Here is a 13,673-nt window from a genome sequence, read left to right as displayed (position 1 = left end):
CCTTCTCCGACTATCAGCGCCCCGCGGTGCGCCTGGCGGCCCTGATGGGCGTCGGCTCCGTCTTCGTGTGGACCCATGACTCCATCGGCCTGGGCGAGGACGGACCCACCCACCAGCCGGTCGAACACCTCGCCTCCCTCCGGGCCATCCCGAACCTGGACGTCGTCCGCCCGGCGGACGCGAACGAGACCGCCTGGGCCTGGCACACGGTGCTGAACCGTCCGGATCGTCCCGCCGGCCTCGTCCTCTCCCGTCAGAGCCTGCCGGTCCTGCCCCGCGGCGACGGATTCGCGGAGGCCTCCGAGGTCGCTCGCGGCGCCTACGTGCTCGTGGACGGCGCCGACGCCGAGGGCAACGCCGCCGACGCCCGGGTCCTGCTGATCGCCACCGGCTCCGAGGTGAAGCTCGCCGTTGCGGCCCGCGAACAGCTGCAGGCCGCCGGCGTCCCCACGCGCGTGGTGTCCGCACCGTGCCTGGAGTGGTTCGCCGAGCAGGACGTGGAGTACCGCGCCGCCGTGCTGCCGGACGGCCCGGACGCCCCCGTGCGCGTGTCCGTCGAGGCCGGCGTGGCCCAGCCCTGGTTCGAGCACACCGTCACCGCGGGCTCCGCAGGCGCCAGGATCAGCCTCGAGCACTACGGCGAGTCCGCCTCCGGAGAGCGCCTCTTCGAGAAGTACGGCTTCACCGCCGAGAACATCGTCTCCGTCGCGCAGGACCTGCTGGCGGAGCGGAAGGAGTCCTGAGCATGGTCGAGCAGGCAGCACAGAACCCGAACACCGCGGCCCTCGCGGCCGCGGGCGTCTCCGTCTGGCTGGACGATCTGTCCCGCGCCCGCCTTGTGGACGGCTCGCTGGCGGACCTGGTGGCGACCCGGTCGGTGACCGGCGTGACCACCAACCCGGCGATCTTCCAGAAGGCCCTCGAGGACGCCGACGTCTACGCCGCGCAGCTGGACGAGCTCGCCGCGGCCGGAGCGGACGTGGACGCCGCCGTCACCGCCCTGACGACCCGGGACGTGGCCGGCGCCGCCGAGGTGCTCGCGCCCGTCCACGCCGCCACGGACGGGGCTGACGGCTTCGTGTCCATCGAAGTCGACCCCCGGCTGGCCCGGGACACCTCCGGCACCATCCGCCAGGCGCGCGAGCTCGCCGAGAGGATCGGGCGCCAGAACGTCATGATCAAGATCCCCGCGACCGTGGAGGGTCTGCCGGCCGTCACCGCCGTGCTGGCCGAGGGCATCAGCGTCAACGTCACGCTGATCTTCTCGCTGCCGCGCTACCGAGAGGTCGTCAACGCCTGGATGTCAGGACTCGAGCAGGCGCGCTCCCGGGGCCGGGACCTGTCCCAGATCCACTCGGTGGCCTCGTTCTTCGTCTCCCGCGTGGACACGGAGGTGGACCGCCGCCTCGAGCAGATCGGCGGCGACGCCGTGCGGCTCAAGGGCGGGGCCGGGGTGGCGAACGCCCGCCTGGCCTACCGCATCTTCGACGAGTCCCTGCAGACCGAGCGCTGGCGCCTCCTCGAGGCCGCCGGCGCCCCGGTGCAGCGCCCGCTCTGGGCCTCGACCGGTGTGAAGGACCCCGCGCTGCCGGACACGCTCTACGTCACCGAGCTCGTCGCCGAGCGCTGCGTGAACACCATGCCCGCGGCCACCCTGGAGGCCCTCGCCGACCACGGTGAGATCGTTCCGGCGGTCATCCCCGGCGGCTATGCCGACGCCGACGCCCACCTCGACGCGATCGGCCACGCCGGGGTCTCCTATCGTGAGGTCGTGGACGTCCTCGAGGCCGAGGGCCTGGAGAAGTTCGAGACCGCCTGGGAACAGCTCCTGGACTCCGTGTCCGAGGGCCTGGCCTCCCGCCGCACCCGCTGACCGCCCACCGCCCGCACCGACTCGCCACGCGCACCGCGCAACCAGAAGGAGCACGCCATGAGCACCCTCGGACTGAGCGCCACCGGCGCCGCACTCGACGCCGTCGACCGCCACGTCCCCACCCTCGTCGAGGAGCGCTTCGCCTCCCGCCTCGCCGCAGAGGACCCGACGCTCTGGGGGCCGGCCGCCGAGGAGGAGTCCTCGAAGCGTCTGGGCTGGATCGATGCGGTCGCCCGTTCCCGTCCGCTGCTGCCGCAGATCTCCGAGCTGGCGGAGACGCTGCGCGGCGAGGGCGTGGACCGGGTCGTCCTCGCCGGCATGGGCGGCTCGTCCCTGGCCCCGGAGGTCATCGCCGGCACCGCCGGCAAGGAGCTCACCGTGCTGGACTCCACCGACCCGGACCAGGTGCGCGCGGCACTGACCGACCTGGACCGCACCGTCCTGGTGGTCTCCTCCAAGTCCGGCTCCACAGTGGAGACCGACTCCCAGCGCCGCATCATGGCCGAGGCGTTCACCGCCGCGGGAATCGACGCGGCCTCCCGGATCGTCGTGGTCACCGACCCGGGCTCGCCGCTCGAGCAGACCGCCGTGGAGGCCGGCTACCGGGCTGTCTTCACGGCCGATCCGACCGTCGGCGGACGCTACTCCGCGCTCACCGCCTTCGGCCTCGTCCCGGCCGGGCTCGCCGGGGTGGACGTCGAGACCCTGCTCGACGACGCCGAATCCGTGCTCGACCTGCTCACCGAGGACGACGCGGACAACCCGGGCCTGCAGCTCGGCGCCGCGCTCGGCGGCACCCTGCCGCTGAGGGACAAGCTGATCGTCTCGGACGCCGCTTCGGGCATCGTCGGCTTCGGCGACTGGGCCGAGCAGCTCATCGCCGAGTCCACGGGCAAGCAGGGCGTGGGCCTGGTGCCGGTCGTCGTCGACGACGGCGCCCCTGAGACCTCGTCGGACGCCGCGGACCTGCTCCAGGTGGTCCTCGCCGGAGACCTGGACGGCGTCGCCGCCCCGGCCCACGGCGTGGTCGTCTCCGGCTCGCTCGGCGCCCTGCTGCTCGTCTTCGAGGTGGCCACCGCCGTCGCCGGCCGACTGCTGGGCATCAACCCGTTCGACCAGCCGGACGTGGAGGCCGCCAAGGCCGCCGCCCGTGAGCTGCTGGACTCCCCCGTCGTCGCCGAGGAGCGCGGCGACGAGGTGGAGGGCATCGCCGTCTCCGGCCTGCCCGCCGACGCCGACGCCGGATCGCTCACCGACGTCCTTCGCTCCACCCTGACCCAGCTGCCCGAGGACGGCTACCTGACCGTCCAGGCCTACATGGACCGCCACGCCGACGCCGATCTGGAGGCCCTGCGCCCGGTCCTGGCGCAGGCCTCCGGCCGTCCGGTCACCTTCGGCTGGGGCCCCCGCTTCCTCCATTCAACCGGCCAGCTGCACAAGGGCGGCAGGCCGAACGCCGTGGTGCTCCAGCTGACCGCCGATGCCGCCGCAGACCTCGACGTCCCGGAGCGTCCGTTCACCCTCGGCCGTCTCATCGCCGCCCAGGCCTCGGGCGACGCCGCCGTGCTCGCCGACCACGGCCTGCCGGTGGTCCGCCTGCACCTGACCGACCGCACCGCGGGCATCGCCGCCCTGCGCGCCGCCGCAGATGCGCTCTGAGCCCTCCCGCGCGCAGCGCTGGGCCACCGTGTCCAACCCGCTCCGCGACCCGCTGGACCGCCGGCTGACCCGCATCGCGGGTCCGTCGTCCCTCGTGCTCTTCGGCGTCACGGGCGACCTGGCCCGCAAGAAGCTGCTCCCGGCGATGTACGACCTCGCCGGCCGGGGCCTGCTGCCCCCGGGGTTCTCGCTGGTCGGCTTCGGCCGCCGTGAGTGGTCCGACGCCGAGTTCGCCGAGTACGTGCGCGCCGCCGTGGAGGCCGGGGCCCGCACGCCGTTCAACGAGACCGTCTGGCAGCAGTTCTCCGGCGGCCTGCGATTCATCGCCGGGGCCTTCGACGACGACGCGGCCTACGAGCGGCTCGTGGAGGTCCTGACGGAGCTGGAGTCCTCGCGCGGCACCCGGGCCAACACGGCGTTCTACCTCTCCATCCCTCCGAGCTGGTTCGAGGAGGTCTGCCGCCAGCTGGCGGAGGTCGGCCTGGCAGAGGACTCCGGGGACCGGGACGCCGCCTGGCGACGCGTGGTGATCGAGAAGCCCTTCGGCCATGACCTGGACAGCGCCCGCGAACTGAACAAGGTCATCGAGCGCGTGTTCCCACCCGAGTCGGTGTTCCGCATCGACCACTACCTCGGCAAGGAGACGGTCCAGAACATCCTCGCCTTCCGCTTCGCGAACCGGATCTTCGAGCCGCTCTGGTCCGCCGAGCACGTGGACCACGTACAGATCACCATGGCCGAGGACATCGGCATCGGCGGCCGCGCCTCCTACTACGACGGCGTAGGCGCCGCCCGCGACGTCATCCAGAACCATCTGCTGCAGCTGCTCGCCCTGACCGCCATGGAGGAGCCCCTCTCCTTCGACGCGGACCACCTGCGGGCCGAGAAGGAGAAAATCCTCGCCGCGGTCGAGGTGCCCTCCGATCCGCGGGAGATCGAGGCCGCCTCGGCACGCGGCCAGTACACCTCCGGCTGGCAGGGCGGCGAGCAGGTCACCGGCTTCCTGGACGAGGAGGGCTTCAACCCCGCATCGACCACCGAGACCTACGCCGCCCTCAAGGTCGGCATCCGGACCCGCCGCTGGCAGGGCGTGCCGTTCTACCTGCGCGCCGGCAAACGCCTGGGGCGCCGCGTCACCGAGATCGCCGTGGTCTTCAAGCGGCCTCCGCACCTGCTGTTCCCCGTGCGACCGGGCGAGGAGTTCGGCCAGAACGTCGTGGTGATCCGCGTGCAGCCGGACGAGGGCGTGACCCTGCGATTCGCCTCCAAGGTGCCCGGCACCCAGTCCGAGGTCCGTGACGTGACCATGGACTTCGGCTACGGCCACGCCTTCACCGAGGACTCGCCGGAAGCCTACGAGCGGCTGATCCTGGACGTCCTGCTGGGCGAACCGCCGCTGTTCCCCCGCCAGGCCGAGGTGGAGCTGTCCTGGCGCATCGTGGACCCCTTCGTGAAGCACTGGGAATCGATGCCCGGCCAGCCCGAGCCCTACGACCCCGGATCCTGGGGGCCGCCCTCGGCACACGACCTGCTCATCCGCGACGGCCGGCAATGGAGGCGCCCGTGAAGATCCGCATGGAGGACACCACCACCTCGGAGGTGGCCAAGCGCATCACCCGGCTGCGCGAGGCCGGCGGGGTGGTCACCCTCGGCCGCGTGCTGACCCTCGTGATCAGCACGGATCTCGACGGCGTGGAGAAGGCGCTCGATGCCGCGAACGCCGCGTCCCTCGAACACCCCTGCCGCATCATCGTGCTGGCCCTCGGCGACCGCACCGCGCAGAACCGGCTCGACGCCGAGATCCGCGTCGGCGGGGACGCCGGCGCCTCGGACGTGGTGGTGCTGGCGTGCCACGGCGCCAATGCAGAGCCGACCGAGGCCCTCGTCTCCGCCCTGCTGCTGCCGGACGCGCCGATCGTGGTCTGGTGGCCGGGGGTCGCTCCGCACGTGCCCTCCGAGACCCCGCTGGGCCGGCTGGCGCACCGCCGCATCACGGACACCGCCGCGTCCCCCTATGCCGAACGCGCCCTCTGGGCCCGCCGAGACGGCCATCGGGCCGGGGACACCGACCTGGCGTGGACCCGCCTCACCCTGTGGCGGAACCAGCTCGCCGCGATCCTGGACGACCAGGATCCGCGCGAGATCCGGTCAGTCACCGTGGACGGCGCCCCGGACTCCCCCTCGACGCTGCTGCTGGCCGCCTGGCTCACCCAGGCGCTGCGGGTCCCGGTGACCATCGCCCACACGAAGCGCGGCCACGGCATCCGCGCCGTCCGCCTGCGCCGCCACCGCGGTGACATCGTGCTCTCGCGTTCACAGTCCGCGGTGGCCAGGCTCTACCAGGCCGGCCGTCCCGTGCAGCGCATCTCTCTGCCCCGCCGCACCGACCAGGACTGCCTGGCCGAGGAGCTACGCCGCCTGGACCCGGACGAGATCCTGGGCCGGGTCCTCTCGGAAGGCCTGCCCCGGACCGATCTGGAGGCTGTGCAGGCCAGTGAGCGCTGACAGACGCGAAGGCCCCCTCCGTGCGCGGCGAGAGCGCCGGGCACGGAGGGGGCCGTCGTCGAGGTCCTTCGGTCAGAACTCCACGTTGAGGCGGGCGATTAGTCCGATCAGGACGATCATCACCGCCCAGAGCACCGCGGTCGTCACGGTGACGCGCGCCAGCAGCTTCTGCGAGGCCCCCGAGGCGGACATCGAGGAGGACACACCGCCGCCGAACATGTCGGAGACGCCGCCGCCGCGGCCCTTGTGCAGCAGCACCAGCAGGATCAGCAGGACGCTGGACAGCGCCACCAGGACCTGCAGGATCACCATCAGGATGTCCACGGATCACTCCTCGTGAGAGGGCGGAGGGACCACATCCGGCCCCTGCGCCGTGATGTTCTCGGCTCGGGAATCCCGCCTGCTCAGAAGGCGGAGTCGAACTGGACGATCCTAACAAACTCGTCCGCGTCGAGGCTGGCACCGCCGACCAGCGCGCCGTCCACGTCCGGCTGCGCGAGCAGCTCGGGCGCGGAGGCCGCCTTGACGGAGCCGCCGTAGAGGATGCGGACCGACGCGGCGGTCTCCTCCCCGGCGAGGCGCTCGAGCTCGGCACGCAGGGCGGCGCACATCTGCTGGGCGTCGTCGGCGCCGGCGACCTCGCCGGTGCCGATGGCCCACACCGGCTCGTAGGCCACCACGACCCGGCCGATCTGCTCGGCGGACAGCCCGTCCAGGGCCGCCGTCAGCTGGGCCACGGTGTGGTCCACGCGCCGGCCTGCCTGGCGGACCTCCAGGCCCTCGCCGACGCAGAGCACCGGCACCAGGCCGTGCTCGAGCGCGGCGGCCACCTTGGAGGCCACCACGGCGTCGTCCTCAGCGTGGATCTCGCGTCGCTCCGAGTGCCCCACGATCACGTAGGTGCAGTCCAGCCTGGCGAGGAAGGCGCCGGAGACGTCGCCGGTGTAGGCGCCGGAGGCGTGCGGGGACAGGTCCTGGCCGCCGTAGGCGAGCTCGAGGCGGTCGCCCTTGACGAGGGTCTGGACGCTGCGCAGGTCGGTGAACGGCGGGAAGACCGCCACCTCCACCCGGTCCTGGTCGTGGCCGGCGTCCTTCAGGCCCCAGGCGACCTTCTGGACGAGGTCCACGGCCTGCATGTGGTCCAGGTTCATCTTCCAGTTGCCCGCGATCAGCGGGATGCGCGCAGTCTGCTCTGCCATGGCTCAGGCCTTCCCGCCGGACAGGGCCGACACGCCCGGCAGCTCCTTGCCCTCGAGGTACTCCAGGGAGGCGCCGCCGCCGGTGGAGATGTGGCCGAACTGGCCGTCCTCGAAGCCCAGGGTGCGCACGGCCGCGGCCGAGTCGCCGCCGCCGACCACGGACAGGCCGCCGGCCGCCGTGGCCTCGGTGAGACCCTGGGCCACGGCGCGGGTGCCCTCGGCGAAGGCCGGGAACTCGAACACGCCCATCGGACCGTTCCAGAACACGGTCTTGGCGCCGGCGACCTCGGCGGCATAGGCCTGGGCGGTCGCGGGGCCGATGTCCAGGCCCATGGCCTTGTCGCCGTGAGTCCCGGAGGCCAGGGCGTCCACCGGGAGGACCTCGTGCTCGGCGTCCTTGGCGAAGCCGGAGGCCATCACGATGTCGGTGGGCAGCACGATGGTGGCCGCGCCCTTGCCGGAGCGCTCCAGGTAGCCCTTGACGGTGTCCAGCTGGTCCTCCTCGAGCAGGGAGGAGCCGACCTCATGCCCCTGGGCCTTGAGGAAGGTGAAGAGCATCCCGCCCCCGATGAGCAGGGTGTCCGCCTTCTCCAGCAGGTTGTCGATCACGGCGAGCTTGTCCGACACCTTCGACCCGCCCAGGACCACCACGTACGGGCGCTCCGGGGACTCGGTGAGACGGGTGAGGACCTCCAGCTCGGTCGCCACGAGCGGGCCCTGGTAGGCCGGCAGCAGGGAGGCGATGTCCGCCACGGAGGCGTGGGCTCGGTGCACGGCGCCGAAGGCGTCGCCCACGTAGGCGCCGTCCGCGCCGGCGAGGGCGGCCATCTCCTTCGCGAGCTCCTGCCGCTCGGCTGCATCCTTGGAGGTCTCGCGGGCGTCGAAGCGCACGTTCTCCACCAAGAGGACCTCGCCCTCGGCCAGGGCTGCGGCCTTCTGCCGGGCGGAGGAGCCCGTGACGTCGTCGGCCAGGGCGACCTCGGCGCGGAGCAGCTCGCTCATGCGGGCGGCCACCGGGGCGAGGGAGAACGTCGGATCCGGCTCGCCCTTGGGGCGGCCGAGGTGGGCCATGACGATCACCTTGGCGCCGGCGTCGGCGAGCTCCTTGATGGCCGGCAGGGACGCACGGATGCGGCCGTCGTCGGTGACGGTCGAGCCGTCCAGCGGCACGTTCAGATCGGACCGGATGAGCACGGTGCGTCCGCGCACTCCCGCGGAGAGCAGGTCGTTCAGGGTCTGGGCGGTCATCGGGCGTCCTCCTTGGCGCGACGGGAACCGGGATGGGGTCGTGAGGGGGCACACGCGCGCTCGTCGGCGACGGTGCCGTCAGGTCGAGTCTAGGCAACGGCCCGCACCGACGTGCGGTCGGTGCGGGCCGTGGCTGTCACTGCCGCGCTCAGAGGGTGGCGGCGATGTGCGAGGTGAGGTCGAGCAGCTGGCAGGTGTAGCCGTACTCGTTGTCGTACCAGCCGATGATCTTGACGGTCTGGCCGATCGACTTGGTCAGCGGGGCGTCGAAGGTGCAGGCGGCCTCGGTGGTGACGATGTCCGAGGAGACGATCGGGTCCTCGGAGTACACCAGGCGGCCCTTCATCTTCTCGCTCTCGGCGGCCTTCTTGAAGGCGGCGTTGACCTCGTCGACGTCCACGTGGCGGGTCAGCTCGACGGTGAGGTCGGTGGCGGAGCCGGTGATGGTCGGCACGCGCATGGCGAAGCCGTCCAGCTTGCCCTCGAGCTCCGGGATGACCGCGCCGATCGCCTTGGCTGCACCGGTGGAGGTCGGCACCATGTTCTGCGCGGCGGCGCGGGCACGGCGGCGGTCCTTCTTGTGGACGTTGTCGTGCAGGTTCTGGTCGCCGGTGTAGGCGTGGATGGTGGTCATGATGCCGTCGACGATGCCGAACTCGTCGTTCAGCACCTTCACCATCGGGGCCAGGCAGTTGGTGGTGCAGGAGGCGTTGGAGACGATGTGCATGGTCTGCGGGTCATACTTGTCCTCGTTCACGCCCATGACGAAGGTGCCGTCCACGTCCTTGCCCGGGGCGGAGATGACGACCTTCTTGGCGCCGGCGTCCAGGTGGGCCTTGGCCTTCTCGCCGGAGGTGAAGATGCCGGTGCAGTCGATCACGATCTCGACCCCCAGCTCGCCCCACGGCAGCGCAGACGGGTCCGGTTCGGCGAACATCTTGACGGTCCGGCCGTTGACGACCAGGCCGTCGTCGGCCAGCTCGAGCTCCCCCGGGAAGGTGCCGAGGATGGTGTCGTACTTGGTCAGGTAGAACAGGTCCTCATTGTCGGCCAGATCGTTGATGGCCACGAGCTCGAGGTCGGGAGTGCGGTCCAGGATGACGCGGAGGGCGTTGCGTCCGATGCGTCCGAATCCGTTGATGGCGATCTTGGTCATGCGTGCCTCTGTTCCTCGCGCCCTCGGACGGGCGCATGCTGGTTGTTGACGGTGGGGACGGACGTGGGGCTGCGCCGGCGGGCGGCGCCGGTTGCGGGTCCGCCCGGACCCCGGGGCGGTGGCATGCCCCGGGGTCGCGAGCGGTGCGTCGGATCAGGCCGGCAGGACCAGGCCCGAGGCGCCGTTGCGGGCCGCCTCGAAGCGGGCCTGCACGTCCTCCCAGTTCACGATGTTCCAGACGGCCTTGACGTAGTCGGCCTTCACGTTCTGGTAGTCGAGGTAGAAGGCGTGCTCCCACATGTCCAGCTGGAACAGCGGGATGGTGGCCACCGGCACGCCGTTCTGCTGGTCGTAGAACTGCTCGATGACCAGGTTGCCGCCGACCGGCTCGTAGGCCAGGACGGCCCAGCCGGAGCCCTGGATGCCGAGGGCCGCGGCGGTGAAGTGCGCCTGGAACTTCTCGAAGGACCCGAAGTACTCGTCGATCGCGGCGGCGAGCTCACCGGTCGGCTTGTCGCCGCCGTCCGGGGAGAGGTTCTTCCAGAAGATCGAGTGGTTGGTGTGGCCGCCCAGGTTGAAGGCGAGGTCCTTCGACAGCTGGTTGATCGCGCCGAAGTCCTCGGCCTCGCGGGCGGCGGCCAGCTTCTCGAGGGCGGTGTTGGCACCCTTCACGTAGGTGGCGTGGTGCTTGGAGTGGTGCAGCTCCATGATGCGCGCAGAGATGTGCGGCTCCAGGGCGGCGTAGTCGTAGTCCAGCTCCGGCAGGGTGAATTCAGCCATGAGTCCTCCTCGGTTGTGTACGGTCCGATGCCGCCGTCCGGGACGCGTGCCCGGGCGCCTGCGGCATCCCTTCCGCCTCCATCCTTGTACGCCTCGGCCGTGCACGCCAGCCTCGGTCGGCGGGCGTGCACGGCTTCCGCGCACCGCGAACGGCAGGCGGTCAGTCGTGAAGTGCGGTGTCCTCGTCCAGGACGTCCTCGAGCTCCGGCACGACGGCCTCGGCGGTGCCCGGGATGCCCTGCTCGGCCGCCCGCTTGTCCGCGGTGGCGAGCAGGCGGCGGATGCGGCCGGCGATGGCGTCCTTGGTCATCGGCGGGTCGGCGAGCCGGCCCAGCTCGTCGAGCGAGGCCTGCTTGTGCTGGATGCGCAGCATGCCGGCGTAGCGCAGGTGCTCCGGCGCGTCCTCGCCCAGGATCTCCAGGGCCCGCTGCACGCGCGCCCCGGCGGCCACCGCCGCCTGGGCGGAACGGCGCAGGTTGGCGTCGTCGAAGTTGGCGAGGCGGTTCGCGGTGGCGCGCACCTCCTTGCGAGTGCGGCGCTCCTGCCACTTCTGTGCGGTCTGGCCAGCGCCGACGCGGGCGAGCAGGGAGGCGATGGCCTCGCCGTCGCGGACCACCACGCGGTCGGCCTGACGCACCTCGCGGGCCTTGGCCGCCACACCGAGACGACGGGCCGCGCCGACCAGGGCGAGGGCGGCCTCCGACCCGGGACAGGTGACCTCGAGGCTGGCGGAGCGTCCCGGCTCGGTGAGCGAGCCGTGGGCGAGCAGGGTCCCGCGCCAGACGGCGGCGGTGTCCGCGAGGGACCCGTTGACCAGGGCGGAGGGCAGTCCGCGGACGGGGCGGCCGCGCTGATCGAGCAGTCCGGTCTGGCGGGCCAGTGCCTCGCCGTCCTCCACCACGCGGATGACGTAGCGCTGGCCGCGGCGCAGGTTGCCGCCGGAGACGACCACGACCTCGGTCGCGTAGCCGAACAGCTCGACGATCAATTGGCGCAGGCGGCGAGCGGTAGCACCGTGGTCGAGCTCGGCCTCCACCACGATGCGGCCAGAGATGATGTGCAGTCCCCCGGCGAAGCGCAGCAGCGCGGCGACCTCGGCCCGACGCTCCGACGTGGTCGTCACCGGCACGCGCGCCAGCTCGTCCTTCAGGTCGGTGGTCAGGGCCATGCGGGGTCGTCTCCTTCAGGGCTCGTGTCGGGTCGGGCGGCGTCACCGGCGCAGCGGATCCGGTGCATGGCCTCCTCAAAGGCCACGGCGAGCAGCAGCGGGTCGTGGACGGCCCGGTCGCGGCCTCGGGACACTTTACTAAACAGGGTCTGGGCGCCCATCTCGGCGGCCACGGCCTCGAAGCCCTCGCGATCCCGCACGGAGCGCGGGCAGGCCAGGATCGCGTCGAACGAGAGCTCCGGCGCATAGGAGCGGATCACACGCAGCTGGTCCGCATGCGTCATGCCGGTGGTCTCCTGTGTTCCGGTGTGCAGGTTGGTGACGAACACCTTCTTCGCCGCGGAGGCGGTGAGCGCCTCCCGCATGGCCGGCATGAGCAGGTGGGGCAGCACCGAGGTGTACAGGGAGCCCGGTCCCAGCACCAGGAGATCCGCCTCGGCGATGGCCGTCAGGGCCTCAGCGGTCGGGTCGGCGTCCTCCGGGGTCAGACGCACGCCCAGCACCTGGCCTGTGCGGGCGGCCTCGGCGAGGGCGACCTGGCCCTCCACCTGCTGCCGACGCAGAGACCCGTTCGCCTCGGTCAGGACCGTACCCGCGATGGTCAGCGGAGTGCGGGAGGCCGGCAGCACACGTCCCTCGGCCCGGAGCAGCGCTCCGGCCCAGAGCAGACCGTCCACCGGGTCGCCGAGCAGCTCCCAGAGCGCCACGATCAGCAGGTTGCCGAGGGCGTGGTTCTCGAGCGTGGCCTCCTCGGCGGGCACCTTGGTCGCACGGAATCGGTGCTGCATCGCGGCCGCCCAGGTGCGTCCCCAGTCGTTGTCGTCGCAGAGGGCGGCCAGCGCCATGCGCAGGTCACCCGGAGGCAGGACGTCCATCTCGCGGCGGATGGTGCCCGACGAGCCGCCGTCGTCGGCCACGGTGACCACCGCGGTCAGGTCCCCGGCCACGTGGCGCAGGGCCCGCAGAGAGGCCGACAGCCCGTGACCGCCGCCGAGGGCGACGACGTTCGGACCGGAGGCCCCGCGAGACTCCCCGACGCCACGGGCCGGCGCGGGCGGCTGTCCGTCCACGGGGCGGGGGCGACTCCCGAGAACAGGGGGCAGGGGCAGCTGGGAGGTGTGGTGCTCGGTCATTCGCGCCCCATGTCCCGGTGCTTGACCTCCACCGTCACCTGGTCGAGCGAGCGCAGGCGGCGGGCCAGCTCCTCGGTGACGGCCACCGAGCGGTGCTTGCCTCCGGTGCAGCCGATGGCGATGGTCGCATAGTGCTTGTTCTCCCGCAGATACCCTTCGAAGACGGGCTCCAGCATGCGTGCGTAGGTCTCCACGAAGTCCATGACGCCCTCACGGCCGAGCACGTACCGGCTGACGGCGGAGTCCAGCCCCGTGTGCGGCCGCAGCTTCGGCACCCAGTGGGGGTTCGGTATGAAGCGCATGTCCGCCACGAAGTTCGCGTCCGTGGGCAGTCCGTACTTGAAGCCGAAGCTGACGAGGTTCAGCCGCAGGCGCAGCGGACCGTCGTCCGAGAAGAGCTGGGTGACCTGGCCGGCCAGGCCGTGGACGTTGAGCGCGGTGGTGTCCAGGACGAGGTCGGCGTGGGAGCGCAGGTCCCGCAGCAGCTGACGCTCGGCGCGGATGCCGTCCAGAAGCGTGCCGTTGCCCTGGAGCGGGTGAGGACGCCGCCCGGCCTCGAAGCGGCGGACCAGCACGTCGTCGTCGGCCTCCAGGAAGAGGATGCGGTACTCGAGCCCCTGGTTCTGCAGATTGTTCAAGGCCTGGCGCATGTCCGGCAGATGCGTGCGGGAACGGACGTCCACCACGATCGCCAGCCTGGCGAACGCCTCAGGCGACTTGGCCACGAGCGCCGAGAGGGTCGGCAGCAGCTGCGGCGGGAGGTTCTCCACCACGTACCAGCCGTGGTCCTCCAGCGCATGGGCGGAGGTGGTCCGCCCGGCGCCGGACATGCCGGTGATGACGAGGACCTCGGGATGCTGGGGCTTGTCCACCGCCGGAGACGAGTCGCTCGTCTCCGACGCGGCCGGGGGCAGGGGCTGCTCGCTCATGCCTCCACTCTATCCGCGCGCCG

Annotated in this window: 13 protein-coding genes; 5 read left to right on the top strand and 8 right to left on the bottom strand. The window is 71.9% G+C overall.

Annotated elements, in window-relative coordinates; all coding sequences use genetic code 11:
- From MLY01S_RS02500 to MLY01S_RS02480, 5 genes are all read left to right on the top strand, one after another.
- The coding region (locus tag MLY01S_RS02500; RefSeq protein ID WP_303621054.1) for a transketolase-like TK C-terminal-containing protein at positions 1 to 743 on the top strand (743 nt) is incomplete at its 5' end.
- 2 nt (positions 744 to 745) lie between these two features.
- Entirely contained in the window at positions 746 to 1,873 is a 1,128-nt protein-coding gene (gene tal / locus MLY01S_RS02495; protein ID WP_067188971.1) for a transaldolase, read from the top strand.
- Positions 1,874 to 1,930: 57 nt separating this feature from the next.
- Positions 1,931 to 3,532, top strand: coding sequence for a phosphoglucose isomerase-related protein (locus MLY01S_RS02490; protein WP_067188969.1), 1,602 nt, complete (start codon positions 1,931 to 1,933; stop codon positions 3,530 to 3,532).
- On the top strand, positions 3,522 to 5,099 hold the full coding sequence (zwf, locus tag MLY01S_RS02485; RefSeq protein WP_067188967.1) for a glucose-6-phosphate dehydrogenase: 1,578 nt from the start codon (positions 3,522 to 3,524) through the stop codon (positions 5,097 to 5,099). Before MLY01S_RS02490 ends, zwf begins: the two co-directional genes overlap by 11 nt.
- A complete protein-coding gene (locus tag MLY01S_RS02480) occupies positions 5,096 to 6,037 on the top strand; it encodes a glucose-6-phosphate dehydrogenase assembly protein OpcA (protein WP_067188965.1) in 942 nt (313 codons plus the stop codon). The genes zwf and MLY01S_RS02480 overlap by 4 nt, the downstream gene beginning before the upstream one ends.
- A 72-nt stretch (positions 6,038 to 6,109) precedes the next feature.
- On the opposite strand, the gene secG is transcribed toward MLY01S_RS02480, so the two are convergent.
- The 8 genes from secG to rapZ form a co-directional block, all read right to left on the bottom strand.
- Positions 6,110 to 6,361: a preprotein translocase subunit SecG gene (gene secG, locus MLY01S_RS02475; RefSeq protein ID WP_067188963.1), complete on the bottom strand. Its 252-nt coding sequence runs from the start codon at positions 6,359 to 6,361 to the stop codon at positions 6,110 to 6,112.
- 80 nt (positions 6,362 to 6,441) lie between these two features.
- Complete coding sequence (gene tpiA / locus MLY01S_RS02470; RefSeq protein ID WP_067188961.1) at positions 6,442 to 7,236, bottom strand: triose-phosphate isomerase; 795 nt, start codon at positions 7,234 to 7,236, stop codon at positions 6,442 to 6,444.
- A 3-nt stretch (positions 7,237 to 7,239) separates the two neighbouring features.
- Positions 7,240 to 8,484 (bottom strand): phosphoglycerate kinase, encoded by a 1,245-nt coding sequence (locus tag MLY01S_RS02465; protein WP_067188959.1) that lies wholly within the window; start codon positions 8,482 to 8,484, stop codon positions 7,240 to 7,242.
- A gap of 148 nt (positions 8,485 to 8,632) precedes the next feature.
- Positions 8,633 to 9,640 (bottom strand): type I glyceraldehyde-3-phosphate dehydrogenase, encoded by a 1,008-nt coding sequence (gene gap / locus MLY01S_RS02460; protein WP_067188957.1) that lies wholly within the window; start codon positions 9,638 to 9,640, stop codon positions 8,633 to 8,635.
- A 153-nt stretch (positions 9,641 to 9,793) separates the two neighbouring features.
- Positions 9,794 to 10,420 (bottom strand): superoxide dismutase, encoded by a 627-nt coding sequence (locus tag MLY01S_RS02455; RefSeq protein WP_067188955.1) that lies wholly within the window; start codon positions 10,418 to 10,420, stop codon positions 9,794 to 9,796.
- A gap of 160 nt (positions 10,421 to 10,580) precedes the next feature.
- On the bottom strand, positions 10,581 to 11,588 hold the full coding sequence (gene whiA / locus MLY01S_RS02450) for a DNA-binding protein WhiA (RefSeq protein ID WP_067188953.1): 1,008 nt from the start codon (positions 11,586 to 11,588) through the stop codon (positions 10,581 to 10,583).
- Complete coding sequence (locus tag MLY01S_RS02445; protein ID WP_082739538.1) at positions 11,579 to 12,721, bottom strand: gluconeogenesis factor YvcK family protein; 1,143 nt, start codon at positions 12,719 to 12,721, stop codon at positions 11,579 to 11,581. The genes whiA and MLY01S_RS02445 overlap by 10 nt, the downstream gene beginning before the upstream one ends.
- Complete coding sequence (rapZ, locus tag MLY01S_RS02440) at positions 12,718 to 13,650, bottom strand: RNase adapter RapZ (RefSeq protein WP_067188951.1); 933 nt, start codon at positions 13,648 to 13,650, stop codon at positions 12,718 to 12,720. Before rapZ ends, MLY01S_RS02445 begins: the two co-directional genes overlap by 4 nt.
- Between the last annotated feature and the right edge of the window lie 23 nt (positions 13,651 to 13,673).

It is taken from the genome of Micrococcus lylae NBRC 15355, assembly GCF_001570885.1.
Classification (GTDB): domain Bacteria; phylum Actinomycetota; class Actinomycetes; order Actinomycetales; family Micrococcaceae; genus Micrococcus; species Micrococcus lylae.
The sequence above is the reverse complement of the archived record's forward strand: the minus strand, read 5'-3'. Positions and strand labels throughout refer to the sequence as shown.

What these genes read in the sequence shown, in the direction of transcription:
- MLY01S_RS02455 (WP_067188955.1), bottom strand. Translation starts at nt 10,420, where the DNA reads ATGGCTGAATTCACCCTGCCGGAGCTGGACTACGACTACGCCGCCCTG.
- MLY01S_RS02490 (WP_067188969.1), top strand. Translation starts at nt 1,931, where the DNA reads ATGAGCACCCTCGGACTGAGCGCCACCGGCGCCGCACTCGACGCCGTC.
- rapZ (WP_067188951.1), bottom strand. Translation starts at nt 13,650, where the DNA reads ATGAGCGAGCAGCCCCTGCCCCCGGCCGCGTCGGAGACGAGCGACTCG.
- tpiA (WP_067188961.1), bottom strand. Translation starts at nt 7,236, where the DNA reads ATGGCAGAGCAGACTGCGCGCATCCCGCTGATCGCGGGCAACTGGAAG.
- MLY01S_RS02465 (WP_067188959.1), bottom strand. Translation starts at nt 8,484, where the DNA reads ATGACCGCCCAGACCCTGAACGACCTGCTCTCCGCGGGAGTGCGCGGA.
- zwf (WP_067188967.1), top strand. Translation starts at nt 3,522, where the DNA reads ATGCGCTCTGAGCCCTCCCGCGCGCAGCGCTGGGCCACCGTGTCCAAC.
- tal (WP_067188971.1), top strand. Translation starts at nt 746, where the DNA reads ATGGTCGAGCAGGCAGCACAGAACCCGAACACCGCGGCCCTCGCGGCC.
- MLY01S_RS02445 (WP_082739538.1), bottom strand. Translation starts at nt 12,721, where the DNA reads ATGACCGAGCACCACACCTCCCAGCTGCCCCTGCCCCCTGTTCTCGGG.
- whiA (WP_067188953.1), bottom strand. Translation starts at nt 11,588, where the DNA reads ATGGCCCTGACCACCGACCTGAAGGACGAGCTGGCGCGCGTGCCGGTG.
- gap (WP_067188957.1), bottom strand. Translation starts at nt 9,640, where the DNA reads ATGACCAAGATCGCCATCAACGGATTCGGACGCATCGGACGCAACGCC.